The organism is Celeribacter arenosi (assembly GCF_039539485.1).
Classification (GTDB): Bacteria; Pseudomonadota; Alphaproteobacteria; order Rhodobacterales; family Rhodobacteraceae; genus Celeribacter; species Celeribacter arenosi.
In genome coordinates, this window is sequence record NZ_BAABDF010000007.1 from 168,369 (window position 1) to 194,611 (window position 26,243).

A 26,243-nucleotide genomic window follows, 5' to 3' on the forward strand; every position below is an offset into this window, starting at 1 on the left:
GGGCCGGACCGTCAGCTTTCGTAATCGATCACATGCCGGAGTTGCTTTTCATACTCCAGCGCTTTTCCCGTGCCCAAGGCTACACAATTCAGTGACTCATCGGCCACCGAAATTGCCAGACCTGTCTGTTCGCGCAGCGCCAGATCGAGTTCGCCCAATAGCGCCCCGCCACCTGTCAGCATCACACCGCGGTCGACGATATCGGCCGCCAAGTCCGGCGGAGTGGTTTCCAGAGCGGTCATCACAGCTTCACAGATTTGCTGAACGGGCTCGGCCAGCGCTTCTGCGACCTGCGCCTGATTGATTTCAATTTCTTTGGGCACACCATTGAGAAGGTCACGCCCACGGATGGTCAGAACCGCGCCGCGCCCGTCGTCGGGCATGCGGGCGGTGCCGATTGTGGTTTTGATCCGCTCGGCCGTGGCCTCGCCAATGAGCAAGTTCTGCTGACGGCGCAGGTGGGAAATGATTGCGTCATCCATGCGGTCACCGCCGACACGAACAGAGCGCGCATAAACGATGTCGCCGAGCGAGAGCACCGCGACCTCGGTCGTGCCGCCGCCGATGTCCACGACCATGTTTCCCGTCGGATCGGTGATCGGCATGCCGGCTCCGATTGCCGCCGCGATCGGTTCGGCGATGAGGCCTGCGCGCCGCGCACCGGCACTCAATACCGATTGGCGGATCGCGCGTTTTTCAACTGGGGTCGCGCCATGGGGGACACAGACGATGATCTTTGGCTTCGAGAATGTCGTGCGCTTGTGAACTTTGCGGATGAAATGTTTGATCATCTCTTCGGCGGTATCGAAATCTGCGATCACGCCATCCCGCATCGGGCGGATTGCCTGAATGGACCCAGGTGTCTTACCCAGCATGTGTTTTGCGTCCGCGCCCACGGCGAGAACCTGTTTGCGGCCATCTTTCACGTGGTAGGCAACCACAGAAGGTTCGTTCAGAATAATGCCTTTGCCTTTGACATAGACGAGCGTGTTTGCCGTCCCGAGGTCAATCGCCATGTCCGAAGAGAAGATACCCGAAAACCAAGCCATATGTTCCTACGCCGCCTTTGAAACCTGTCATTTGCCAATGATCGGACCCACAGATTCTGGCCCCGACCCGCTATCTTATAAGAGTGGCTTGGCTTAGTTGAAAGAGCACCGCGCCCAGATTTGTGCGACCTTCCGCCAATTGCGCCGCGTTCACAGGGCGAAAACGCGCGATGTCCGCGCGGCGGACCAGAGCAAATAGTGGCAGAATTACAAATTGGGGGAGCAGTAGCCGCTCTTTCGCGTCAAAATGTTCGAATATGACAAGTTTCAACTTCGCCCTGTGTGCCGTGTCAGCAGGCTAAAGTTCTCGAAAATTGCAATTCGATTACCTCGAAAAAGCACCAATGCCACCCCGAGGGGCGGCATTGGCCTGTTCTTGACTTAGCCGACGTCGGTGTATTTCACCATCTTCACATCCGCATCCGGCCCGGTTTTTTCGCGACGCACCAGCAGCCGATTGAGCGCATTCACATAGGCTTTGGCAGAGGCCACAACCGTGTCGGTATCTGCCGATTGTCCCGTGACGATCTTGCCGTCTTCCTCCAGTCGCACCGACACTGTGGCCTGTGCATCTGTTCCCTCTGTTACCGCATGCACCTGATAGAGCTGCAGGCGCGCAGAGGTCGGGAAGATTTCCTTAATCGCCTTGAACGTGGCATCCACCGGGCCATCGCCCTGACAGGTTTCCTGACGCTCAACGCCGTCCACTTCTAGGATCAGGTCAGCCGATTGCGGAGCCTCCGTGCCACAGATGACGCGCAGGAATTTGACCTTGATCCGCTCGTTCTGTTCGCCGGCACCCGAGTCGCGCATCAGGGCTGTGAGGTCTTCGTCGTAGACTTCCTTTTTGCGGTCGGCGAGTTCCTTGAAGCGCACGAAAACGTCTTTGAGTTGGTTGTCGCCCAACTCATATCCCATCTCGCCCAGTTTGGCGCGCAGGGCCGCACGCCCGGAATGTTTGCCGAGAGGCAGGGACGTGCCCGACAGGCCGATGTCCTGCGGTCGCATGATCTCAAAGGTGTCGGCGCTTTTCAGCATGCCGTCCTGATGGATGCCGCTTTCATGCGCAAAGGCGTTTTTGCCCACGATTGCTTTGTTGTATTGCACCGCAAAGCCGGAGACCTGTGACACGCGGCGCGACAGGTTCATGATCTTCGTCGTGTCGATTTCTGTGTGGTAGGGCATGATGTCGCCACGCACTTTCATCGCCATCACAACTTCTTCGAGCGCGGTGTTGCCCGCCCGTTCGCCGAGGCCGTTTATCGTGCACTCAATCTGGCGCGCGCCCGCGTCAACGGCCGCCAGGGCATTGGCGGTCGCCATACCCAGATCGTTATGACAATGGGTCGCGAATACGATTTCATCGGCACCCGGAACCCGCTCAAGCAGCATCTTGATGATGTCGGCACTCTCGCGCGGCGTGGTGTAGCCGACGGTATCGGGGATGTTGATGGTGGTCGCGCCGGCCTTGATCGCGATTTCAACCGTGCGGCACAGGTAGTCATGCTCTGTTCGGATCGCATCCATCGGTGACCATTGGACATTGTCACAGAGGTTTCGCGCATGAGAAACCGTTTCATGGATGCGGTCGGCCATCGCGTCCATAGTCAGGTTCGGAATCGCGCGGTGTTGCGGCGAGGTGCCGATGAAGGTGTGAATGCGGGGACGGGCGGCACCCTTCACCGCTTCCCAGCATCGATCAATGTCTTTATAGTTCGCCCGCGCGAGGCCACAGATCACCGCATTCTTGGAGAGCTTTGCGATTTCGCTGACCGCTTGGAAATCACCTTCCGAGGCAATCGGGAAACCCGCCTCGATGATATCCACGCCCATCTCGTCGAGCAGCGTGGCGATTTCCAACTTCTCATTGTGGCTCATCGTGGCGCCCGGGCTTTGTTCGCCATCGCGCAGCGTCGTATCGAATATCAGGACGCGGTCCTGTTTGGTCTCGTTTGTCATCGGAATGTCTTTCTCTTGATCCTTAGCTCTGCGTTCCGGCGCAATGGTCACCTCTGAGCGGTCGCGCCAAAGGCACGCTCAGAGGCAGCTAAGAAGGAGGAGCTCACGACGACGGCCCGTGCAAATGCACGTGGGCAGGGCAGGGATATGTGCCAAAGTCGTCATGGGGCCAAACTATAGTCGCGGCGGGTTCAAAGAAAACCCCCAAAATGAACTCGATAGGCGTTTGGGGCGTATTAGGATTATGGAACAGAAAAAACGCGCGTTGGTAATCGGATCATCGGGAGGCATTGGTGCTGCCACCGCGTCCGAGTTTGAGCAAATGGGGTGGGCGGTCACGCGGTTATCGCGCCGCGATGACGGGTTGGATGTGAGCGACCCCGAAAGCGTCGCAAATGCACTCGGCAATCTCGAAGGACCGTTCGATCGCATCGTCATTGCCACGGGAAAACTCGATGGAGCGGGCCACCCGCCGGAGAAATCTCTCGCGGCGCTGACGGCAGAGGCCATGGCAGATCAATTCGCAATCAACGCTATTGGCCCCGCGTTGATTTTGCAGCACATCGAAAACCTTCTTCCCCGTGACCGGCCGAGCAAGGTTGTCGTTCTGACCGCCCGTGTCGGATCAATCGGCGATAACCGTTTGGGAGGGTGGTATAGCTACCGCGCTGCGAAAGCGGCGGCGAACCAGATCGTGCATGGCGCGGCCATTGAGTTGGCGCGAAAATTCAAACAGTCCTGCGTCTACGCATACCACCCGGGCACAGTCGCCACGCCATTTACCGCAGATTATCAAGGGTCACACAAATCGATGCCGCCCGCAGTAGCCGCGAAGCATTTGGTCGAGGTCATGGAGGCCCGCAGCCCTGAGGACACCGGCAAATTCTACGACTGGCGCGGCGATATTGTGGCGTGGTGAGGGTTGGAGTTATTCCGCTGGGGCTTCGCCGGTATCATCGGGTTGTGCGGGCGTTTCTGGTGCGTCTTCGTTGACCAATGCGCCTTCGACCCAGTCCCCTGACACGGATCGCCCGTCGTCCGCATAGGTGATTGTGCCGCGGCCATTGGATTTTCCGGCGACGAACATGCCTTCGTAGATATCACCATTAGCGTAGGTCGCACGGCCCTCGCCATTGATCTCGCCGGCCTTCCATTCGCCGGTGTAGCTAAATCCGGACGGCATCGTGATCGAGCCCATGCCTTCGCGTTGCCCTGCGACAAACGCGCCGGTGTAAACTGTCCCGTCCGCATAGGTCGCCGTGCCTTGGCCCTGTCGCTGACCCTCTACCCAGTCACCTTCGTAGATGAAGCCGTCAGCATAGGTCATTTTGCCTTTTCCGTGGTTCTGGGCGTTCTTGAATTCGCCTTCATAGATCAGCCCGTTGGCATACTCGGCGCGGCCTTCGCCCTCAATAACGCCATAGGTCCAGTCGCCGGTGTAGCTGGTCCCGTTGGGGTAGACGATTGTGCCTTTGCCATGGCTCAGGTCGTCGAGAAATTCGCCGGTGTAGACCGAGCCGTCGGGATAGGTGACGCGCCCCATGCCTTCGATGCGGCCTTCGGTCCATTGGCCTTGGTAAACGTAGCCGTCCGACCCTGTGAATGCGCCCTGACCGTGGCGTTTGTCGTCAACGAAGGCGCCTTCGTAGATGTCACCGTTGGCGTAGACGACCTTTCCCTGGCCCTGACGTTTACCGTTGACCAGATCACCCTCGTAAATGTCGCCGTTAGGCTGGGTGATTTTTCCGGTGCCGTTACATTGTCCCGATGCCCATTGGCAATCGAGGATGAGGCCTTCGGGCAAAGTCAAAACGCCTGCGCCGTCGCGTTCGTCGTTTTTCAACTCGCCCTCATAGATCGCGCCCTCGGGGTAGGAGATCTTTCCCTTCCCCTCTTTGACGCCATTGATCCACGCGCCCTCGTAGACATATCCCGACGGGCTTTCCATGCGACCCTGACCGTGATGGTTGTCGGCGAGAAATCCGCCCTCATACCGGATGCCGTTTGCGTAGACCGCAACGCCGGATCCCGAGGCGCGGCCATCCGCCCAATCGCCCTCGTAGGTGCTGCCATCCGCAAAAGTGATTTTTCCGAACCCTTCGGGTTTGCCCTTGGCAAAGGCACCCTCATAGACAGACCCATCGGGATATCGCGCAATGCCTTGTCCGAGGATTTCACCGTCGATCCATTCTCCGGTGTATTCAAACCCGTTTGGCAGGCGATAGGTGCCCGTTCCGTGTTGGACGCCGTCTTTGAACGTGCCTTCGTAAATGCCGCCTTCGTCGTACTGACGGGTCTGCACACGGGTGTCGTCCTGCGCATAAGCCGCGCTGGCCAATGTCATCGCGGCGCAGAGCGCCGTGACGGTCAAAGTCGAACAAAGTCGTGCCACGTGATGTGTTCCCGTCCCAATTTCCACCGGCGTTCGCCCAAATGTGCCCACGCCCCGATCGGGTCAAACCTAGGCAACCGGCCCGACCGGCGCAAATGTTTTTGGTGGCGTTGGCTTCCCCTTGCCGCTCAGTCTGGTAAACCGCGAGTTGAAGCGCACAGGAAGTGCAAAGAGAGCCTGTTCACATGACCGAGAGTTTCCGTCTCACCCTCGCGCAGCTGAATCCCACAGTGGGTGCGATTTCCGCCAATGCAGAAAAGATACGCACGGCTTACGCCGAAGCGAAGGCTGCGGGCGCGCAGATGATCGCGTTTCCCGAACTGTTTCTGATCGGCTACCAGCCGCAGGATTTGGTGATGAAGCCGGCATTTGTGAATGCAGCGATGGCGGAGATGGAAAACCTCGCGGCGCTAACGCTGGATGGTCCGGCGATGGGTGTCGGAGGGCCATATGCCTATGGAGACAAACTCTACAACGGCTATTGGATTCTCTCGGACGGGCGCGTGGCCCATGTTGTGCGTAAACACCACCTCCCGAACTTCAATGTTTTTGATGAAAAGCGCGTGTTTGCATCGGGGCCGATTGACGGGCCGGTTGCGGTTGGGCCACTGCGCATCGGGATGCCGATTTGCGAAGACGCGTGGCACGAAGACGTCGCGGAAGCGCAGGTCGAAAGCGGTGCGCAAATCCTGTTGGTGCCAAACGGGTCGCCCTACTTCCGGGCCAAATTCGACATCCGCCTGACCCATATGGTGAGCCGTGTCACCGAAAATGATGTGCCGCTTGTCTATCTCAATCTCGTGGGCGGGCAGGATGATCAGGTCTACGATGGCGGATCGTTTGTCTTGAACCGCCATGGCCGTGTTGCCCATCAGTTGCCGGTTTTTGCCGAGGCTCTGCGCCACGTCGACTTCGTGAACGAAGGGTCCGGCTGGGTCGCCCAAGACGGTGACATCGTGCACCACGGCGATGTGTGGGAGCAGGACTATAACGCCATGGTTCTGTCGTTGCGCGACTACCTCGGCAAAACCGGTTTCAAAAAGGTTCTGCTTGGTCTGTCGGGCGGCATTGATTCTGCCATCGTGGCGACAATTGCGGTGGATGCCATCGGGGCGCAAAACGTACGCTGTGTGATGCTGCCGTCCGAATACACGTCGCAAAGCTCGCTGGACGACGCCAAAGATATCGCGGAGCGCCTTGGCTGCACGTATAATTTTGTGCCGATAAAGGCGGGGCGCGATGCGATCACAGACACGCTTGCGCCACTGTTTGAGGGTCGCGATGCCGACATCACCGAGGAAAATATCCAATCGCGTCTGCGGGGACTGCTCCTCATGGCGTTGTCGAACAAATTCGGTGAAATGGTCCTGACCACAGGGAATAAATCCGAAGTCGCCGTTGGATACGCGACGATCTATGGTGACATGAACGGCGGCTATAATCCGATCAAAGACATGTACAAAATGCGGGTTTTTGAGACCTGCCGTTGGCGCAATGCCAACCACCGCGATTGGATGAAGGGCCCCGAAGGCGAGGTCATTCCCGTATCAATCATCAATAAACCCCCCTCTGCGGAACTGCGTCCCGACCAAAAGGACGAAGACAGCCTACCACCGTACGACATTCTCGATGCAATTCTCGAAGGCTTGGTGGATCACGAGGAGAGCGTTTCCGATCTCGTCGCAAAGGGGTTTGATCGTGCGACCGTTAAAAAGGTCGAGCACCTCCTGTACATCAGCGAATACAAACGCTTCCAATCCGCGCCGGGCACGCGGTTGACGCCAAAGGCATTCTGGCTCGACCGCCGCTACCCGATTGTGAACCGCTGGCGCGACGAAAGCTGACGGCACTACAGTCCTTTGAGCATCCCGCCATCCACGAAGTAGGTCGATCCGACCGAGTAGGCCGCGCGGGGGCTGCAAAGAAAGACAAAGAAATCGGCCAGTTCTTCGACCGTCCCGAACCGTTTGATCGACGCATGTTCATCCGCGACCGATTGCAGGTAGTCTTCCCATTTTTCGCCGGAAAGCTCGCGGGCGGTGTTTTCCCAGTCCGGCGTGCGAACAAGGCCTGGGTTGATGCAGTTCACACGAATGCCCATCGGGATAAATTCGGTCGACATGGTTTTGGACAGCATCATCAACGCGGCTTTTGTCACGTTGTAGATGGGCTCGTACCAGAGGGGTTGGGCCGCACAAATAGAGGCGTTGTTGAGGATGGCACCGCCCCCGCGCGTGGCCATCTGCGGGACCAATCCCCGCGCGAGGCGAACGGCCGCCATCACGTGAAGGTTCCAATACTCCAACCATTTGTCATCGCCCGCCTCAAGGATCGTCTCGTTCGACCCGGTGCCAGCGTTATTGACCAAAATATCGCAGCCACCCAGCGCGGCCACGTGGGCCAGCACATCCGCACAACCGGCTTCTGTCGCTACATCTGCGGCAACGCCCGTGGCGATTGTCCCGAAGTCTTTTGAGATGCCTGCGACTGCGTCATCTATCGACGCCTGTGAGCGGGCGACGATGACGACATCTGCGCCCTCGCGCGCAAACGCGCGCGCCACGCCCAATCCGATCCCCTTTGTCGCGCCCGTAATCACGGCACGTTTTCCTGCGAGCTCAAGATCCATGAGTGTCCTCCCCCTGACAGGAAAGAAACTTCGCACCGCACCTTGGCGAGCGTCAAGCGTTAGAGCGTGGTCAATTCGCAGCCCGGAAGAAAACGGGCCACGTTTTCGGCAGAGCACAGGTCCGTGCCTTCGGTAATCACGGCCGCCGAAGCCGCCGCAGTCCCGAATTTGAGTGCATCCACGATGTCTTCGTCGCGTGCGAGGGCGAGGCTGAAGGCCCCGACAAAACTGTCGCCTGCCCCAACAGCCGATACCACTTCGGCGGGGTCAACGGCGCGCGAACAGTGCCAACGACCCGTGCTATTGGCCAAGGTCGACCCATCCGCGCCGCGCGCGATGATCACGTTTTCGGCGATGCCGCGTTCAACAAGACTGGTTGCAAAGTCGGCGGTGTCCAGACGCGTCGGCAACGCACGCCCGGCGAGGTCTTCGGCCTCGACATCATCCATGCGCAGAACCGATGTGTTCGCAGGTTCGCGCACCAAAAGGTGGAGCGGTTCGCCGGAGGTATCCACAAACAGGCGGCCTCCGTGCGAGGACAGCCTGTTGGACAGTCTGGCGGGGAAATCGACGGGTACGCCGGGGGGTTGTGAACCTGACAGAATGACAATTCCGTCACGCGCGGCAGCGCTATCGATCGCGCTAAGGGCTTCGTCGACCATGTCGGCATTCCAATAGGGCCCGGGCATGACGAACCGATATTGTTCGCCGGTACCGCTATCAGTCACGGCGATGGATTGGCGCGTGTCGCCGGTCACCGAAAAGGCCGTGAATTTGACCCCCTCAGCGGCCAGCAGGCGCAAAAGTCGCGCGCCGGTTTCGCCGCCGGTGGCGATGAACGCGGTGCTGTCGCCCCCCAGAAAACGGATGGCGCGCGATACGTTGATCCCGCCGCCGCCCGGGTCGGCTTTGGGTGTCGTGCAGCGCAGCTTGGGTCCGGCGGAAATGCTCGGAGCCGATGTGGACAGGTCCACGGTCGGGTTCAGCGTCACCGTGAGTATGTCGGACATCCCTGCCTCCCGCTTGCAAACGATTCAGTCGCATTAGTATCGCCTCAGGATAGCGGTAACAACTTTGATGCATGTCACGTTCGACAGAGATCCTGCGTGATGAATTGGAATGCCCGCTATGCGATGTCAGAGCATGACCTGATAGCTTTCGGGCACATAGGCGAACCCATCGCCACGGGTTTCCACGAAACCCAACGACGGAAACGGCATATGATAGCCCACAAAGGGGATTTTGTCCGTCGCCAGCATGTCCAACAAATGCCTGCGCGTCTTTGCCGCCTGCGCCCTGTCGGCATCAAAGAGCATTTCCCAATCGGGATGGGCGAGGGAATATACGTAGTGATTGGCGAAATCAGCGCCTAGCAGAAGGCGTTTGCCGTCGCTCTCCAAATGATAAGCCATATGCCCGGGTGTGTGGCCGAAAGCGGCGACCGCCGTGACGCCGGAGACGACATCATCGCCATCATCGAGCAGGTCGAATTGATCCTCGAGGGGGCGGACTTTGGCCTCAAATCCTTCGTCGCCCGAGAAATCCCAATGCTCCATTTCGATGCCGCCCGTCACATAGGACGCATTACCAAAGGTCGGGGTGCCGTCAAAAATCCCGCCAAAGTGGTCGCTGTGCATATGGGTGATGACCACGCGGTCCACTTGGTCGGTGGTATATCCTGCGGCCTCCAGTGCGGCTGTGGTGCCTGTGGGGGAAAGTCCGGTGTCAAACAGGATGAGTTCTGGCCCGGTATTTACCAGCGTTGGCGTAAAGAACATTTGCGTCCTGTCGACAGGGATCAGGTTCTGCGCCGAGGCGGCAGCAAAGTCTTCGTCGCTGGCGTTGATGCCAAAGATGTTGTGCGGATTGGGAACCTCGCGCGTGCCCGCCAGCAATGTCGTCACCTCGAAGGACCCGAGCATGAAGCGGCGGTAGGGCGGAAGTGCTGCGCCCAACATGGGAGCGCCCGCCTGTGCTATGCTCGGCAAAGAGGCGACAAACGGGGCCGCCAAAGTGGTGGTTAGAAAACGGCGGCGCGAAAAATTGGTGTTAGGCATGTCGCCCTCCCTGCGTTCAAAACATGCATTCTTCTGCATGTATAGCATGGCGGGTATGGAAGGCGATGCGTTTTCGCGTCAGTCGAATTCCCACCATTTGTCGATGGTCGCAATGTCTTCGTCCGACCATCCGAAATGGTGCGCCAACTCGTGAACCGTGACATGGGCCACCATTTGCTGAAGCGTCACGTTTCCCCGCGCGATCCATTCGTCCAGAATAGGCCGGCGGAATAGCCAGATGGTGTCGGGCGCGGTTGCCTGATCCATCACGGATTTCTCGGTGAGAGGAATACCCGTGTAGAGGCCCGTCAATTCAAAGGGGTCTTCGATCCCGATTTCTGCGAGCAAATCTTCGGGCGCGAAGTCCATCACCGCCAGCGACAGGCCCATTGCCAGAACCCGAAATCCTTCGGGCAAGTCGGCAATGGTGGCGCGGGCGATTTGTTCGACAACATCGAGGTTGGGGGCATAGGCATCTTCGAGGGTCATCGCGGGGTCCATTCGGGTTGGCGTGGCGGTTTTGCGCGTCGCCCCGATATGGACTCTTCGCGTGCGATATGAAAGAGGAAGCGCCAACAGGAGACACCCATGACCGTCACACGTTTCGCGCCATCACCCACCGGATATATTCACATCGGCAACCTTCGCACCGCGTTGATGAACTACCTGATCGCGCGCAAGAACGGCGGGACCTTTATCCTGCGCCTTGATGACACCGATCCGGAGCGTTCCAGGCAGGAATATGCGGACGGGATCATGGAAGATCTCGAATGGCTCGGTCTGACGTGGGATCGGGTGGAAAAGCAGTCTGATCGACTGGATCGATACACGTCTGCGGCCGATGAATTGCGCGCCAAGGGGCGGTTTTACGAGTGTTTCGAAACGCCGACCGAACTCGATCTGAAACGCAAAAAACAACTGAATATGGGCAAGCCGCCGGTCTACGACCGCGCGCATCTCGACCTGACGGATGCCGAAAAGGATGCCCTGCGCGCCGAGCGCGGCGACGGTGTTTGGCGCTTTAAGCTCGATCACGAGCGGATTGAATGGACTGACGGTATTCTGGGCGATTTGTCGATTGATGCGGCTTCCGTCTCCGATCCTGTTTTGATCCGTGCCGATGGCCAGTTCCTCTACACACTCGCCTCGGTCTGCGACGATGTGGATTTCGGGATCACTAACGTTGTGCGCGGCTCCGACCACGTGACCAATACCGCGACGCAAATCCAGATCATCAAAGCGCTCGGCGCGACGCCGCCGGCCTTCGCGCACCATTCTCTTTTGACCGGTCCGCAGGGTGAAGCGCTTTCCAAACGCCTTGGTACCTTGGCGCTGCGCGATCTGCGCGCAGCAGGGATCGAACCAATGGCGTTGCTGTCGCTTCTCGCGCGTCTGGGCTCGTCCCAGCCAGTCGAATTGCGCACCACGATGGACGAATTGATCGAAGGGTTCGACATTTCGACCTTTGGCTCCGCGCCCACGAAATTCGACGCCGAAGACCTCAAACCCCTGACAGCCCAAGTTAACCACGCCCGCCCCTTTGCGGATGTGAAAGACGATGTTCTGGCCCTCGGTGTGCCCGCAGATCAGGCCGAAGCATTCTGGAACGTTGTGCGTGAAAACATCACCGTCAAAGGTGACATGGCGACCTGGTGGGCCCTGTTCCGCGATGGTGCGACACCTCTGGTGGACGAGGAAGACCGCGAATTTATCGCCACGGCCTTCAGCATGCTGCCCGCGCACCCCTATAATGGCGACACTTGGAAAGAGTGGACGAGCGCCGTAAAGGAAGCCACAGGTCGCAAAGGCAAAGGCCTCTTCATGCCCCTGCGCAAAGCGATCACAGGCATGCAGCGCGGGCCGGAAATGGCGGACGTTTTGCCACTCCTGCAGAAAGCGCCCTCGCTTTAGGTCTGCGACTGAAATCGGGGTTGAATTCTACCCGTATGGCGGCGGCATGTGACGCGATTTGAAAAATCTGTTTCCGATAGGAAACATCGCTCTTGCCCCGAATCCATGCCTCGCCTAACGTCCGCGAAATATCTCGCGTTGGGAGAACGCCGCCCCTTTTGGGATGCGTGCCGAAGGAGCAACCGCCCCGGTAAACTCTCAGGCCCAAGGACCTTCGCGAGGATAGAACTCTGGAGAGTGGTGCACGCGCACCCGCCGAAGGGATAACGATCTCAGGCGCAAAGGACAGAGGGGGCATCGGGCAGGCGATAACCCTGTCATGCATGCCGCGTCTTATGGCGCAGGGGAGGGCCCGATGGCCGATAACCAACGTACGCCATTATATGATTTCCATGTCGCACAGGGTGCGAAAATGGTCCCCTTCGCCGGATACGACATGCCGGTACAATACCCTCTCGGCGTGATGAAAGAACATCTGCACACGCGTGCCGCAGCGGGCCTGTTCGATGTGAGCCACATGGGGCAGGTCATCCTCGCCGGTCCCGATGTGGCCGAAGCATTGGAAGCCCTCGTACCTGTCAGCGTCATCGGGATTGAGGCGGGTCGGCAGCGGTATGGGATTTTCACCAACCAGGACGGCGGTATTCTGGACGATTTGATGATCGCGAATACCGGCGAAAACCTGTTTCTCGTGGTGAATGCGGCCTGCAAGGTCGACGATATCGCCCACCTGCGCGCGCACCTGCCCGACACGATCACTGTCACCGAAATCACTGATCGCGCGCTGCTCGCGCTGCAGGGCCCGAGCGCGCAAACCGCGCTGGAGCGCATTGTGCCCGAAGTTTCGGATATGCGGTTCATGGATAGCCGCGCATTTGATGTTGACGGGTCGCAATGGTGGATTTCGCGGTCGGGATATACCGGCGAAGACGGGTTCGAGATTTCCCTGCCCGCCGGTGAAGCGGTCGATCTGGCCGAGCGCCTCGTCGCGATGGAGGAAGTCGAACCCATCGGCCTCGGTGCGCGTGACAGTCTGCGTCTCGAAGCGGGGCTCTGCCTTTACGGCCACGACATCGATACCACCACGAGTCCGGTTGAGGGCAATATTGCATGGGCAATCCAGAAAGTGCGCCGGAACGGTGGCGCACGTGCGGGCGGTTTCCCCGGCGCACAGAGGATTCTCGCCGAACTCGATAGTAAACCCACCCGTATCCGCGTCGGCCTCTTGCCCGAGGGGCGCGCCCCGATGCGAGAAGGTGTCGTGCTATTTGAAAGTGAGACCGCGCAAACGCCTATCGGTACGGTTACCTCGGGCGGCTTTGGCCCGACAGTCGGCGCGCCCGTGGCTATGGGTTATGTGCCTACGAGATTTGCAGCCGAAGGGACGGCGCTGTGGGGAGAGGTGCGTGGAAAGCGCTTGCCTCTTCACGTCGCGCCACTTCCGTTCCATCCTGCCAACTACAAACGCTAACGTCCGATTCTGCAGAAGAGATATCCTATGACCATCGATACAAAATACACCGAAGAACATGAATGGCTCCGCGTTGAGGATGACCTCATCGTTGTCGGGATCACCGAACATGCCGCGACCCAGCTTGGCGACATCGTCTTTATCGAGTTGCCCGAAGAGGGCACGGTTGTTTCCAAAGACGACGAAGTGGTCGTGATCGAAAGCGTGAAAGCGGCCTCCGATATTCTCGCCCCGCTCGACGGCGAGATCATGGAAGTCAACGAAGTGCTCGTGAACGAACCGTCCAAGATCAACGATGATCCGATGGGCGAGGCGTGGTTCTTCAAAATGAAGATCGAAGATATGTCCGCGCTCAACGACTACATGGACGAAGCGGCCTACAACAAGCACATCGGCTAAGGACACCAACCCCCGTGACCTATACCCCAAGCACCTATAATCCCTACGATTTCGCCAATCGCCGCCACATCGGCCCGTCTCCTTCAGAGATGGAAGAAATGCTCGCGACGATTGGCGTGGCATCATTGGATGCGCTCATCGATCGCACTGTTCCGATGAGCATTCGGCAAATGTCGCCTCTCACATGGGAGCCGAAAACGGAGTTCGAGGTGCTTGACCACATCCGCAAGGTCGCGGGGCAAAACAAGGTCATGACCTCGCTCATCGGTCAGGGGTATTACGGCACCGTTACGCCACCCGCGATCCAGCGCAATATCCTTGAAAATCCGGCATGGTACACCGCCTACACGCCCTATCAACCGGAGATCGCACAGGGGCGTCTAGAGGCGCTGTTGAACTTCCAGACGATGGTGTCGGATATGACCGGCCTTCCGGTCGCAAATGCATCGCTGTTGGACGAAGCCACGGCCTGCGCAGAGGCGATGACGATGGCGCAGCGCGTGTCGAAATCGAAAATGACGCGCTTCTTCGTGGACGAAAATTGCCACGCTCAGAACATTGCCGTCATGAAAACGCGCGCCGCGCCGCTCGGAATCGAAATTATCGTTGGCGCCCCGAATGAACTGGATGCGGCCAAAGTATTCGGCGCGATTTTCCAGTATCCGGGTACCTTCGGTGACATCCCTGATTTCTCGGCGCAGATCTCCGCCCTGCATGAAGCCAAAGCCGTGGCGATCATGGCTACCGATCTTTTGGCACTCACGATGCTCAAAGAACCCGGCGCGCTGGGCGCAGATATTGCGGTTGGATCAGCGCAGCGGTTTGGCGTCCCTTTGGGGTTCGGCGGACCCCACGCGGCCTTCATGTCCTGTCGTGACGACATGAAACGCTCCATGCCCGGGCGGATTGTGGGCGTCTCCGTCGATTCCCGTGGCGAACGTGCCTACCGGCTCAGCCTGCAAACGCGCGAGCAACATATTCGCCGTGAAAAAGCAACATCCAACGTCTGTACCGCGCAAGCGTTGCTCGCGGTCATGGCGTCGTTTTATGCGGTTTTTCATGGTCCTGCAGGCCTGCGCGCGATTGGTGAGCGCGTACATTTCAACGCTGTGCGTTTGGCCGAAGGGCTGCGTGCCGATGGCTTTAACATCGCACCCAAAGCGTTTTTCGACACCTTCACGGTCGAAGTCGGCGCAATGCAGGGCGTGATCCTGCGTTCGGCGGTCGCCGAAGGGATCAACCTGCGCAAGATCGGTAAAAACCGGATCGGAATCTCGGTCGACGAGACGACGGATGCGCAAATCATCGAAAAGGTCTGGCGCGCGTTTGGCCGCGACGCAGAGGTGCCTGCGGCGATCCCCGCAGTCGCTGTGCCGTCAAAGTTGCAGCGTGTCAGCGAGTATCTGACACACCCGATCTTTGGGATGAACCGCGCGGAAGCGGAAATGATGCGTTATATGCGCCGCCTTGCAGACCGTGATCTGGCGCTGGATCGCACTATGATCCCGCTTGGGTCCTGCACGATGAAGCTCAACGCAGCCGTCGAGATGATGCCGATTACATGGCCTGAATTCAACGCGTTGCACCCCTATGCCCCTGCGGATCAGACAGAGGGCTATTCGCAGATGATCGATGATCTCTCTGCGAAGCTTTGCGAAATCACCGGCTATGACGCGATGTCGATGCAGCCCAATTCGGGCGCGCAGGGCGAGTATGCGGGGCTTTTGACGATCATGGCCTACCACCGTGCGAACGGGCAGGGAGCGCGCAATATCTGCCTGATCCCCGTGAGCGCCCATGGCACCAATCCGGCCTCTGCGCAGATGTGCGGGATGAAGGTTGTGGTCGTTAAATCGGCTGCCAATGGCGACATTGATCTGGACGATTTCCGTACAAAGGCGGCGGCGGCAGGTGATCGCCTCGCTGCGTGCATGATCACCTACCCTTCGACCCACGGGGTTTTCGAGGAATCTGTGCGCGAAGTCTGCCAGATCACGCATGATCATGGCGGGCAGGTTTATCTGGATGGTGCGAACCTGAACGCCTTGGTTGGATTGGCCAAGCCCGGTGACATCGGGTCGGACGTGAGCCACCTCAACTTGCACAAAACCTTCTGTATCCCGCATGGCGGCGGCGGGCCGGGCATGGGGCCGATTGGTGTGAAAAAGCACCTCGCGCGGTTCTTGCCAGGCGCGCCCGTGGACGGCGCACCGGACGCAGAGGGGGCGGTCTCTGCGGCCACCTTCGGCTCCGCGTCGATCCTGCCGATCTCATGGGCCTATTGCATGTTGATGGGCGGCGAAGGTCTGACGCAGGCAACCAAGGTGGCGATCCTGAACGCCAACTACATCGCGGCACGTTTGGACGGGGCTTTTCCGGTGCTGTTCAAGGGGCGTGAAGGGTTCGTGGCGCATGAGTGCATCGTCGACCCGCGCGCGATCTGCGAGGCGACGGATACGAGTGTGGACGATATTGCCAAGCGTCTGATCGATAGCGGTTTCCACGCGCCAACGATGAGTTGGCCGGTGGCGGGCACGCTGATGATCGAACCCACGGAGAGTGAACCCAAGGCGGAGCTGGACCGTTTTTGCGAGGCGATGTTGTCGATCCGCGCGGAGCTCGCGCAGGTCGAGACGGGCGAGATGCCAAAGGACAACAATCCTTTGGTCAACGCGCCTCACACTGTGGGCGATTTGGTTGCCGATTGGGATCGTCCCTATAGCCGTGAGCAGGGGTGTTTCCCTCCCGGTGCGTTCAAGGTGGACAAATATTGGCCACCCGTCGGACGGGTCGATAACGCCTATGGCGATCGCAATCTCGTATGCTCCTGCCCGCCGGTCGAGAGCTACATCGAAGCCGCGGAATAGCCGGCAGGACTCTGGTCCGGCTCACCCACGCTTTTGCGGTAGATCGTTTGCTTCAAAGCTGATCCCTTGCGGGGCCAGCCATGCGGCGAACCGTCTGATTTTTTCGTCGAGTGAACAGGTCGTGGTCTGCAGCGCCATCTCGGCGGCGTAAGCGTCACGCAGGCTGGTCTGGATTTCTCGCGGGAGATCACGGAACGGGGTCATCTGCGGCCTCTTGAAGTTAAGGCCCAGCTTTATATATATTCAATCAAGAGAATATAAAGGAGGCCTGCATGGCTCTGCTCGACAAAACCGACGTCAAATGTGCCTGCACAACCTGCGGTCAGGTCAATCGGGTTCCTGTGGACCGGCTCGGAAGTGGTGCGAAATGTGGCACCTGTGGCGAGCCATTGCTGGACGGTAAGGTCAAGGAACTGGACCCAAGAACGCTCGATGCGCTGTCCAAAAAAGACGACCTGCCGGTGCTGGTGGATTTCTGGGCGCCGTGGTGCGGACCGTGCCGGATGATGGCCCCCGAATTTGCAAAAGCGTCTCAGGCGCTAAAGGGCCGCGCGCGTTTTGCCAAAATCAACACCGAAGACCATCCGGCAGTATCAATGAAGAAAAACATCCGCGGCATTCCGGCGCTGATCCTCTATCAGGGTGGCAAAGAGGTGGGCCGGATCGCAGGCGCGCGTCCGGCGCGTGATATCGTGGCCTTTGTCGAAGAAAACGGAAAACTGCCGCGCTAAAGGCATCGCGCGCAATCTCTTTCAGTGCGGCGACAGATTGGCGGCGGTGCGGGGTCCAATCCGCGCTGTGCGGCATGTGATACCCTGTCCCAATTGCGCGTGACTACTTTTTGTGCGGTAAAAAATGTAGCCCGATTGAAGGCTTAGATATGCGATGGGGGCTTGATCCTCCCTAGCGACCTCGTGTCTAGTTTGGGTATGGGGATCAAAATATGACAACACCTGTATTCGACGAGATGTGGGGGCAGGACGAAACCCTGCGGGATCCATATCGCGGTTTTGACGCTTGGTTCAGTGGTGAAGACCTCGGGCGGCTGCGCGCAAAGCAACGCGAAGCCGAGGACCTTTTTCGCCTGACCGGCATTACATTTAACGTTTATGGTCGCGCCGAAGCCGAAGAGCGTTTGATCCCGTTCGACATTATTCCGCGGATCATTTCGAACGCCGAATGGCAAAAACTGACGCGCGGTATCGAGCAGCGCGTTCGCGCGATCAACGCATTCCTCTACGACATTTATCACAAGCAAGAGATCATCAAAGCGGGCCGGATTCCGGCCGAAATGATTTCGAGAAATATCGCGTTCGAACCGCATATGATTGGTGTCGAGCCTCCCGGTGGGGTCTACACCCATATCGTTGGCATCGATTTGGTGCGCACGGGGCCGGGCGACTTTTTTGTGCTGGAGGATAATGCGCGCACGCCGTCGGGCGTGTCCTATATGCTCGAAAATCGCGAGACGATGCTCCAGATGTTCCCAGAGCTGTTTTCGCGCAATCGCGTGCAACAGGTCCAATCCTACCCATCCGACCTTCGCCGGTCTCTTGCCGCCTGTGCGCCCAATCGGGTTGAGGGAAAGCCGGTTGTCGCAGTGCTGACTCCGGGCATTTTCAACTCTGCCTATTTCGAGCACGCGTTCCTCGCCGACCAAATGGGCGTCGAGTTGGTCGAAGGCAATGACCTCCGTGTCGTCGATGGAAAAGTCGCGATGCGCACGACACGCGGCTACAAGCCGATTGATGTTTTGTATCGTCGTGTTGATGACGAGTACATCGATCCCTTGAATTTCAATCCTGAAAGCTCGCTCGGCATTCCCGGTATTATGGATGTCTACCGTTCCGGCGGGATTACGATTGCCAACGCGCCGGGGACAGGCATCGCCGATGATAAAGCGATCTACAGCTATATGCCTGAAATCGTTGAGTTCTATACCGGTGAGCGACCGTTGCTGCAGAACGTTCCAACGTGGCGGTGTTCTGAACCTGATGCCTTGGCATATGTCCTTGAGCACCTCGAAGAATTGGTGGTCAAAGAGGTGCACGGGTCAGGTGGCTACGGGATGCTGATCGGCCCGACGGCGTCCAAAAAGGAAATCGCGACCTTCCGCAAGAAACTTTCGGCGCGTCCGGCAAATTACATCGCACAACCTACGCTTGCCTTGTCCACCGTACCGATCTTTACGCGCAACGGATTGGCGCCGCGTCACGTGGATTTGCGCCCCTTTGTGCTGGTTAGTCCGGAGGGCATTCGTGTGACGCCGGGCGGGTTGACCCGTGTCGCGTTGAAAAGCGGTTCACTCGTGGTGAACTCATCGCAGGGCGGCGGCACCAAAGACACTTGGGTTTTGGAGGACTGATGGCGATGCTTGGAAAAACCGCCAACGGTCTTTTTTGGATGTTCCGTTATCTGGAGCGGGCAGAAAATACCGCTCGTTTGATCGAGACCGGTCAGCGGATTGCGCTGACGCGGTTGGGCGATGCCGATGACGAATGGAAATCCATTCTGCAATCCGCGGGCGCATATGAAGCGTTCAAGGAAGAATATGACGACGTCAACAAAGACGATGTCATCGACTATCTTCTTCGTTCGAAAACAAACGGCTCCTCGGTCCTGTCATGCATGAACTCTGCGCGCCATAACGCGCGCCTCGTTCGAACGGCACTCACCGGCGAAGTCTGGGAAGCGACGAACGCGGCCTATATGGCGGCGCGGGAGTTGTTGGCCCGCAAGGTGAGCGAACGCGATTTGCCGAAAGTTCTGGGGGCGATCCGGCAGCGCGCGGCACTGGTGCGCGGGATGACGCACGGGACGATGATGCGCAACGAGATCTATGATTTCGCCCGTATTGGCACCTTTTTGGAACGTGCGGACAACACGGCGCGGATTCTTGATGTGAAATACTATGTGCTACTGCCGTCCGTTTCGGCGGTGGGGACATCTCTCGATAACGTGCAGTGGGAAACGATCCTGCGGTCTGTGTCGGCACGGGGCGGGTTCCGGATGGAATATGGTGGCGGGGCAGGGCCACAGGAAATCGCCGATTTCCTCGTGTTGGACCGGCGCATGCCGCGATCTCTGGCCTTTTGCACGCGCAAGCTGCGCGAGAACCTGACCCATTTGGGGTCCGGAACAGGGCAAAGCCTGCCGAGCCAGAAATTGGTCTCGCATATGGAGCGAATGTATCTTTCGCACGATATCGAAGCTGTTTTCGATTACGGTCTCCACGAGTTCATCCAGAAAATGCTCGGGCAATTCCGGGAACTCGCGCAACAAATCGAAATCGATTACAGGTTCTATGAGTGATGTCATGCGATTGAACATTCTGCACAAAACGACCTACCGTTTCGAAGAGCCTGTGAAGTCAGGCCTGCAGCAATTGCGCAAAACGCCCAAATCATCCCACCAGCAGTCGGTGATCCATTGGTCAACGACCATTGAGGGCGGGCGCAGCGAGCTATCCTACGACGATCACCATAACAATGTTGTCGAACTGATCAGTATTGATCGTGGGGCAAAGGTTCTCACGGTCACCTCACAGGGAGAGGTGGAGCTGACCAACACGCATGGCGTACTTGGCCGGCATTTAGGTCCCGCACCCCTGTGGCTATTTCAGCGCGAAACGCCACGCACCAAAGCGCGGTCCGCAGCCAAGGCGCTGATCCGCGACTTGGAAGGCGAGGGGGATCTTGCCGAATTGCACGCGCTAAAGGACCGAATTCGCGATACCGTGGCCTATGAAGTCGGGTCATCGATGTCTGATTGGTCCGCCGAGGATGCATTGGAGGCGGGTAAAGGCGTGTGTCAGGATCACGCACACATCTTTATCGCCTGCGCCCGCGCTATGGGATTTCCGGCGCGATATGTGTCGGGCTATCTGATGCTGGACGACCGGACGGTACAGGACGCGATGCACGCATGGGCCGAGGCGCATGTGGACGGTCTCGGGTGGGTCGGGTTTGACGTTTCAAACGGCATCTCGCCTGATGAACGTTACGTCCGTGTCGCGACGGGGCTGGACTATTCAGATGCCGCTCCCGTATCAGGAACGCGAGTGGGCGGCAAAGGCGAAGAGCTCAGCGTCGAAATAGAAGTCGCGCAGCAGTAACGGGAATTACCGATATGACGTATTGTGTAGGAATGATGCTCGAAAAGGGCCTCGTTTTCATGTCGGACACGCGTACAAACGCCGGTTTCGATAATATCTCCAAGTTCCGCAAAATGACGACCTGGGATACGCCGGGCGATCGGGTTCTGACCCTGATGTCCGCGGGCAACCTCGCCACGACGCAGGCCGTTGTGAGCATTCTCGACGAACGCTCCAAAAGCCCCGAGGACCGCGCACCGTCACTTTTGGCCGTGCCGTCCATGTTTCAGGCGGCCCGCATGGTTGCCGAAACCCTGCGCGAAGTGATCGACGGGCACGCGAACGTCGGACAGCGCGCAAGCAGCACGTTCCACGCGACCCTTATTCTGGGCGGGCAGATCGCGGGCGGACCTCCGCGATTGTTCCTGATCTACCCAGAGGGCAATTTCATCGAAGCCAGCGAAGACACGCCGTTCTTTCAGGTGGGCGAGACAAAATACGGTCGCCCGATCCTCGTGCGCGCCTATGATCCCGAAATGGGGTTTGAGGAGGCGATGAAGCTTTTGCTCGTGAGTTTCGATTCCACGTTGAAGGCGAACCTGACGGTGGCTGCGCCGTTCGATTTCCATTTTTACGAAACTGACAGTCTTGAAATTCGTCACAAAGGGCGCATTGAGGCCGAAGATCCCTATTACAACGACCTGTCGCAGGGGTGGGGAGATGCGTTGAAAGCAACTCTGGATAGCCTGCCAGACTACACGATGGAATGACGAAACCTCGAATGGGTGACGTCAGAATTCTAGCCATCCGAAATTAGGGAAGCCGCGGATCACACCACCTCGGGAGGAGGTAAGGTAGCGGATCACGCGGCTTTTCGAACCCTTGGTTACTTAAAGAAACGATATTTAAGTAGGCCGTCGGGGCCGTCGTTTTGGAGCGCCACAGCAATGCTCCACACCTCAACTATGCCGCTCTGCAGCATATCCCGAAATAGGGAGTGGCCCCCGCAGGTGCAGTAAAGGCGCGCGTTGCGAAATTATCGCACTTTTAAGTCGCAAATGCCTAATATGTGGGCGAAAATGCGACAAAGGATTGTGGATTCACCTCTCAGAGCGGGTTAGAGGGTCGTCCGTTCGACGATCGTCACCCCTTCGGCAACCTCGTTGCTCGGGTGCGTGATCACCTGATCACCTTCATTTAGTCCGCCAGTGATTTCGACGAGGTCTTCGGCACGGTGCCCGATTTCGACATGCGTCACCTTCGCGACGTTGCCCTGCACAGTGAAGACGGCCCAATCGGGTCCATCGCGAAACAGCGCCGAAATCGGCGCGCGCAGCACATCGGGATCTTCCCATGTGATGACCCGTAGGAAGACGGCGTATTGATGGCCGAGACCAATCCTGCCCTCCGGTGGTGTCAGAAGATCGAATACGGCAGAGACGCGTTGCTCCTCGATCCCCAAGGACGACACATGTGTTTCCGCTTTGGGGGCGAGGCTCGTGAGTTGTGCCTCTAGCGCAGGCGTTCCGCCCCACCGTTCCACCAGCGCGCGGGCACCGACCGTGAGGCCGACAGCGTCCGAAGACAAAAGATCCGCCGTGATTTCCAGATCTCCGACCGCACCAATCGACATGAGGGGGGCGCCGACCTGCACCGCATGTTCGGAAATTTGAGTGATGGACAGAACAACGCCGCTGATCGGGGCGACGATATCCATCGCTTTGGTGTCGTCGCTGCCATTGGGATCAACCAGCGCGGCTTTGGCGCGCGCGAGGGAGGACTGCGCCATGTCCACATTGGATGCGGCGGCTTCGCGTGCGGCGAGGCGTAGCTTGAGAACCTGCTGACCGTTTTCCAAAGTTGTGAGGGAGGCGACCCCGCGTTCCACCAACGCCTGAGTGCGCTCAAAGTCACGTTGCGCAAAGGCAAGCTCCTCGTCGGCTTGACGTAATTGTGCGGTCGCAAGGCGGGATGCGGCCTCGGCTTCGCTAATCGCGGCTTCGAGTTGCAGACGCGTCCGGCTGTCGATGAGTGCGGGGGCAACGGGTTCAACGCGTGCCACAACCGTCTGCCCCCCAATGACCTCGTTGCCCTCTGCCACTGGCGAGCGCAGGGCGGTGCCCGAAATGGGTGCCGAGACCTCGTAGAGGTGGCGGATACGGGTTTTTCCGTCCGCGTTTATGGTGACCTGCAGAGGCCCCCGCGTCGCGGTCGCAATGTCTACCGCAACCGGATGGGGCCGGAATGCCACAAAGAACAGTGCCCCCGCGAGGGCCGCGACGAGCAGGAACAGGAGCGATTTGCGTGATCTTGAGGTCATGGGTTACTCACGGGTTTTCATTACGGATACGAGGTCGAAACGGTCAATGCGCCGCCGCACGAACAAGACGGCCAACAGGGAGGTGCCCAAGACAACGAGCGAAGCTTTCGCAAAACTCGCCGCGGTGAGGACCAATGGGATGGAGTAGAGGTCGGAGGTGAAGGAGCTGGCCATGGCCGATGAGATCAGCGCGCCAAATATCCAGCCAAGGGGTTGGGCAAGCACGGCGATCAGCATGGTTTCCCCGACGAGGACATAGGATACTTCGGAGTTGGAGAACCCCAGAATGCGCAGCGAGGCCAGTTCGCGCGCCCGCTCCGACAGCAGGATACGCGCGCTGTTGTATGTCAGGCCCACAGTGATCAGCATCGCAATGACGATGAACAGCGTGTTCGTGGTGTTCACGTTCTGGTCGAGCGTATCTTCGAACCCGCTTAGCATATCGCCGAGCCGCACGGCACTTGCGATTGCAGGGGTTTCCTTGATCGTCTGGTTGAAGGCGTCGCTCGCCGCGCTGTCGAGCGAGATGTTGGCCAGCGATATTTCAATCCCGTCGCGCGTGAGGTGCGCCATCGCATCGCGCGCCATATAGGCGCCAAGGCCGAAGTATTGCGTGACGACGCCGCTGACGGGAAGGCGGAAGGTTTCCTTGCGCCCCGTCATGAACTCAACGTCAACCATGTCACCCCGCGCCAGATCGAGAACCTCGGCAACGCGGTTGGTGATGATGATCCCTTCGCCCTGTGGCTCGACAGTCCGTCCCTGATCGTCCACCGCGCGTGCGAGAGTGGCCCCTTCGCCGCGGGTGATGATGGCGAGTTGTTTGTTGAGATGCCCGTTATGCAATGTCACTGCCGCTTGGTATTCTCCCTCGACCGCGATGACACCGGGCAGGCGGCGCACGTCTTCGAGGGCGGAGAGGGGGCGTGGTGCGGTAAAGACCAGCATGGCGTCTTGGCGGTTCGATTGAGAAAAGGCGACATCGACAATCTTATCCATCGCACTGATGAAAAATCCCGCCGCGATCAGCACCGCGACCGCCATGGACAGGCCAACTGCGGACATGAACGTGCGCACAGGCCAACGCAGGAGCGAACGCCAGATCATCATCGTCGGCTGCGACAGGCGCAGGGACGACAGCATGCGATCCAAAAGGCCCTTTTTGTAGCGCGGGGGGGCCGGTGGTGACATTGCCACCGCAGGAGGTAGACGGGCAGCCCCCAAGGCAGAGCGCAAGGCACCGATGGCCGCTGTCAGAAGGGCGAGGAAACCGGAGATGGCATAAGCGTCATAGGACACATTGAAAATCAGATAGGGAAATTTGAAATACTGCGCATAGAGCCCCGCCATGCCCCGCGCGGCCAGACCACCAGTGAGCCACCCAAGCGCGATTCCGATCAAGGCTGTCAAACCTGCGAGCAACACGAAGTGGGCGGCGATGTGCAGGTCGGCGTAGCCCAGTGCCTTCATCAATCCGATCTCGGTGCGCTCCAACGCGATGATCCGCCCGATCACCATGTTCACAAGGAAGGCGGAGATGCCGAAGAAAATCGGTGGCAGGATGATCGCCATGTTTTTGAGTTGCTCGATCTCGGTTGAAACGAAGGCGTGGCTCATCTGGTCCTTGCGCAGAAACGCGCCCGAGCCGCCATAGGGGTCAAGCAGGTCGTCGATGTCGGCGACCACTGCCTCGGGTTGGGTATCTCGCGTCAGGGACACGGCTATAGAATTTACCGCGCCGGTCATGTCAAAGGCGGCTGCCATGGCGATTTCGGGCAGCCACAGCACACCAAATCCCGCATCGTCGGGCATGAGATTTCCCGGTCCAATCGCGTAGACGAACTCCGGCGACAATGCGGTGCCCGTAATGGTCAATTCGCGTTTTTGGCCCGACAGGAGCGCCGAGAACGTGTCACCCACTTCGAACCCGTTGGCGATGGCGAAGGGTTCGTTCACCATGACCTCATCACTGGCACGGGGGGCGGGGAGCCGTCCGGATCGGACGATTGGGACGTTGAGATCGGGTAGATCACCATCGACGGGCAGAGACAGCGCGAGGCCAGAGGCGGATTTTATCCGGCCGGGGATGTCGAGGATGAGGTATTTCTCGATACGCCCGCGCGCTTGTGTCACTCCGTCGAGGGCTGCGATCTGATTCACCACGTGGGATGGCGCGCGGTCCACATTGGCCCAGATATCCGCCATCTCGTTGCGTTCGTAAAACGCGGTCAACGTGTCGTCGAGCGCGCGGTGCATACCAAACGCCGTAAGAAGGATCATCACGCCGCAGGCCAAAACCAACGCGATGGCCAGAGATTGACTCCACAATCGCCGGAAGTCTCTCAGCAGCATTATGTCGAGCGCATGCATTGTCTCACCACTCGATCTGTGACGGTTCGATGCGCGTGTCGTTTTCTACGACGGAGGCGATTTTCCCGTCGAGAAACCGCACGACACGATGGGCCATCGCCTGAATGCCGGCGTTGTGGGTTATGACAATCGCAGTGGTGCCGAGCGTTTCGTTGATCTGCTTAATCGCATCGAGGACCTGAACGCCGGTAGTGATATCGAGCGCGCCGGTGGGTTCGTCGCACAACAGAACTTCTGGTCGCTTGGCAATCGCGCGGGCAATGGCAACGCGTTGTTGTTGGCCGCCGGAAAGCTCGGCGGGGAAGTGGTCAATCCGGTTGCCCATACCGACAAGGTCCAATGCCTCCTCGGGGCGCATCGGGTTTGGCGAGATGTCCGTGACCATTTGCACATTCTCGCGCGCCGTGAGCGATGGCACGAGGTTGTAGAACTGGAACACAAAGCCGACGTGGTCACGCCTGTATCGGGTTAATTGGCGGTCATTGAGCGTGTTCAGGTCAAGATCGCGAAACCGCACGCTTCCCGAAGTCGCATGATCAAGGCCGCCAAGAATATTCAGAAGGGTAGATTTTCCCGAACCTGATGGCCCGAGAAGCACGGACAATTCGCGCGCATAAAGTGTTAAATCCACACCGGCCAATGCGTGCACGTCCACACCACCCGTGTGATATGTTTTCACAAGGTTTTCGGTGCGAAAGACTGCTTCGCGATCAGGTTCGGTCAAAG

The 26,243-nt window shown here is 58.6% G+C and carries 22 protein-coding genes and 1 riboswitch; of the genes, 11 read left to right on the forward strand and 11 right to left on the reverse strand.

What is annotated here, in order from left to right; all coding sequences use genetic code 11:
• Positions 1–11: 11 nt before the first annotated feature.
• Together ABD815_RS08460 and ABD815_RS08465 are read right to left on the reverse strand one after the other, a co-directional pair.
• A complete protein-coding gene (locus tag ABD815_RS08460; protein ID WP_344846286.1) occupies positions 12–1,049 on the reverse strand; it encodes a rod shape-determining protein in 1,038 nt (345 codons plus the stop codon).
• A 381-nt stretch (positions 1,050–1,430) separates the two neighbouring features.
• On the reverse strand, positions 1,431–3,008 hold the full coding sequence (locus ABD815_RS08465; RefSeq protein WP_344846288.1) for a 2-isopropylmalate synthase: 1,578 nt from the start codon (positions 3,006–3,008) through the stop codon (positions 1,431–1,433).
• Between the two features lie 244 nt (positions 3,009–3,252).
• Here ABD815_RS08465 and ABD815_RS08470 point away from each other — a divergent pair, with 244 nt between their 5' ends.
• Positions 3,253–3,927 carry an SDR family NAD(P)-dependent oxidoreductase gene (locus tag ABD815_RS08470; protein ID WP_344846290.1) on the forward strand — a complete coding sequence of 225 codons (675 nt, stop codon included), beginning with the start codon at positions 3,253–3,255 and terminating at the stop codon, positions 3,925–3,927.
• A 9-nt stretch (positions 3,928–3,936) separates the two neighbouring features.
• On the opposite strand, the gene ABD815_RS08475 is transcribed toward ABD815_RS08470, so the two are convergent.
• Positions 3,937–5,352 carry an MORN repeat-containing protein gene (locus ABD815_RS08475; RefSeq protein ID WP_344848584.1) on the reverse strand — a complete coding sequence of 472 codons (1,416 nt, stop codon included), beginning with the start codon at positions 5,350–5,352 and terminating at the stop codon, positions 3,937–3,939.
• Between the two features lie 233 nt (positions 5,353–5,585).
• On the opposite strand from ABD815_RS08475, the gene ABD815_RS08480 reads away from it, so the two are divergent.
• Positions 5,586–7,244 (forward strand): NAD+ synthase, encoded by a 1,659-nt coding sequence (locus ABD815_RS08480; protein WP_344846292.1) that lies wholly within the window; start codon positions 5,586–5,588, stop codon positions 7,242–7,244.
• Positions 7,245–7,249: 5 nt separating this feature from the next.
• Here the strand turns inward: ABD815_RS08480 and ABD815_RS08485 are convergent, their stop codons facing one another.
• The 4 genes from ABD815_RS08485 to ABD815_RS08500 all read right to left on the reverse strand — a co-directional run bounded on the left by ABD815_RS08485 (position 7,250) and on the right by ABD815_RS08500 (position 10,575).
• A complete protein-coding gene (locus ABD815_RS08485; RefSeq protein WP_344846294.1) occupies positions 7,250–8,029 on the reverse strand; it encodes an SDR family NAD(P)-dependent oxidoreductase in 780 nt (259 codons plus the stop codon).
• Positions 8,030–8,088: 59 nt separating this feature from the next.
• Complete coding sequence (locus tag ABD815_RS08490) at positions 8,089–9,039, reverse strand: 1-phosphofructokinase family hexose kinase (RefSeq protein WP_344846296.1); 951 nt, start codon at positions 9,037–9,039, stop codon at positions 8,089–8,091.
• A 126-nt stretch (positions 9,040–9,165) separates the two neighbouring features.
• A complete protein-coding gene (locus tag ABD815_RS08495) occupies positions 9,166–10,086 on the reverse strand; it encodes an MBL fold metallo-hydrolase (RefSeq protein WP_344846298.1) in 921 nt (306 codons plus the stop codon).
• Positions 10,087–10,164: 78 nt separating this feature from the next.
• A complete protein-coding gene (locus ABD815_RS08500) occupies positions 10,165–10,575 on the reverse strand; it encodes a metallopeptidase family protein (RefSeq protein WP_344846299.1) in 411 nt (136 codons plus the stop codon).
• A gap of 99 nt (positions 10,576–10,674) precedes the next feature.
• Here ABD815_RS08500 and gltX point away from each other — a divergent pair, with 99 nt between their 5' ends.
• The 4 genes from gltX to gcvP all read left to right on the forward strand — a co-directional run bounded on the left by gltX (position 10,675) and on the right by gcvP (position 16,734).
• Complete coding sequence (gltX, locus tag ABD815_RS08505; protein WP_344846301.1) at positions 10,675–11,997, forward strand: glutamate--tRNA ligase; 1,323 nt, start codon at positions 10,675–10,677, stop codon at positions 11,995–11,997.
• 129 nt (positions 11,998–12,126) lie between these two features.
• A riboswitch (glycine riboswitch) is annotated at positions 12,127–12,221 on the forward strand.
• A 131-nt stretch (positions 12,222–12,352) separates the two neighbouring features.
• Positions 12,353–13,468 carry a glycine cleavage system aminomethyltransferase GcvT gene (gcvT, locus tag ABD815_RS08510; RefSeq protein WP_344846303.1) on the forward strand — a complete coding sequence of 372 codons (1,116 nt, stop codon included), beginning with the start codon at positions 12,353–12,355 and terminating at the stop codon, positions 13,466–13,468.
• Positions 13,469–13,495: 27 nt separating this feature from the next.
• Complete coding sequence (gcvH, locus tag ABD815_RS08515) at positions 13,496–13,867, forward strand: glycine cleavage system protein GcvH (protein ID WP_344846305.1); 372 nt, start codon at positions 13,496–13,498, stop codon at positions 13,865–13,867.
• 14 nt (positions 13,868–13,881) lie between these two features.
• A complete protein-coding gene (gcvP, locus tag ABD815_RS08520; RefSeq protein WP_344846307.1) occupies positions 13,882–16,734 on the forward strand; it encodes an aminomethyl-transferring glycine dehydrogenase in 2,853 nt (950 codons plus the stop codon).
• Positions 16,735–16,755: 21 nt separating this feature from the next.
• Here the strand turns inward: gcvP and ABD815_RS08525 are convergent, their stop codons facing one another.
• The gene (locus ABD815_RS08525; RefSeq protein WP_344846308.1) at positions 16,756–16,938 is read right to left on the reverse strand and encodes a hypothetical protein; all 183 of its coding nucleotides are present in this window, start codon (positions 16,936–16,938) and stop codon (positions 16,756–16,758) included.
• Between the two features lie 68 nt (positions 16,939–17,006).
• On the opposite strand from ABD815_RS08525, the gene trxC reads away from it, so the two are divergent.
• The 5 genes from trxC (at position 17,007) to ABD815_RS08550 (ending at position 21,597) form a co-directional block, all read left to right on the forward strand.
• Entirely contained in the window at positions 17,007–17,465 is a 459-nt protein-coding gene (gene trxC / locus ABD815_RS08530) for a thioredoxin TrxC (protein ID WP_344846310.1), read from the forward strand.
• A gap of 212 nt (positions 17,466–17,677) precedes the next feature.
• Positions 17,678–19,099 (forward strand): circularly permuted type 2 ATP-grasp protein, encoded by a 1,422-nt coding sequence (locus tag ABD815_RS08535; protein ID WP_344846312.1) that lies wholly within the window; start codon positions 17,678–17,680, stop codon positions 19,097–19,099.
• A gap of 5 nt (positions 19,100–19,104) precedes the next feature.
• Positions 19,105–20,046 (forward strand): alpha-E domain-containing protein, encoded by a 942-nt coding sequence (locus ABD815_RS08540; protein ID WP_344848587.1) that lies wholly within the window; start codon positions 19,105–19,107, stop codon positions 20,044–20,046.
• A 4-nt stretch (positions 20,047–20,050) separates the two neighbouring features.
• Positions 20,051–20,848, forward strand: coding sequence for a transglutaminase family protein (locus ABD815_RS08545; protein WP_344846314.1), 798 nt, complete (start codon positions 20,051–20,053; stop codon positions 20,846–20,848).
• A 14-nt stretch (positions 20,849–20,862) separates the two neighbouring features.
• On the forward strand, positions 20,863–21,597 hold the full coding sequence (locus tag ABD815_RS08550; RefSeq protein ID WP_344846316.1) for a proteasome-type protease: 735 nt from the start codon (positions 20,863–20,865) through the stop codon (positions 21,595–21,597).
• A gap of 347 nt (positions 21,598–21,944) precedes the next feature.
• Here the strand turns inward: ABD815_RS08550 and ABD815_RS08555 are convergent, their stop codons facing one another.
• The 3 genes from ABD815_RS08555 to ABD815_RS08565 are packed head-to-tail and all read right to left on the reverse strand — an operon-like array spanning position 21,945 to position 26,241.
• Positions 21,945–23,147, reverse strand: a complete 1,203-nt coding sequence (locus ABD815_RS08555) for an efflux RND transporter periplasmic adaptor subunit (RefSeq protein ID WP_344846318.1) — start codon at positions 23,145–23,147, stop codon at positions 21,945–21,947.
• 3 nt (positions 23,148–23,150) lie between these two features.
• Positions 23,151–25,499 carry an ABC transporter permease gene (locus tag ABD815_RS08560; RefSeq protein ID WP_344846320.1) on the reverse strand — a complete coding sequence of 783 codons (2,349 nt, stop codon included), beginning with the start codon at positions 25,497–25,499 and terminating at the stop codon, positions 23,151–23,153.
• A gap of 22 nt (positions 25,500–25,521) precedes the next feature.
• Positions 25,522–26,241, reverse strand: a complete 720-nt coding sequence (locus ABD815_RS08565) for an ABC transporter ATP-binding protein (RefSeq protein WP_344846322.1) — start codon at positions 26,239–26,241, stop codon at positions 25,522–25,524.
• Positions 26,242–26,243: the final 2 nt, after the last annotated feature.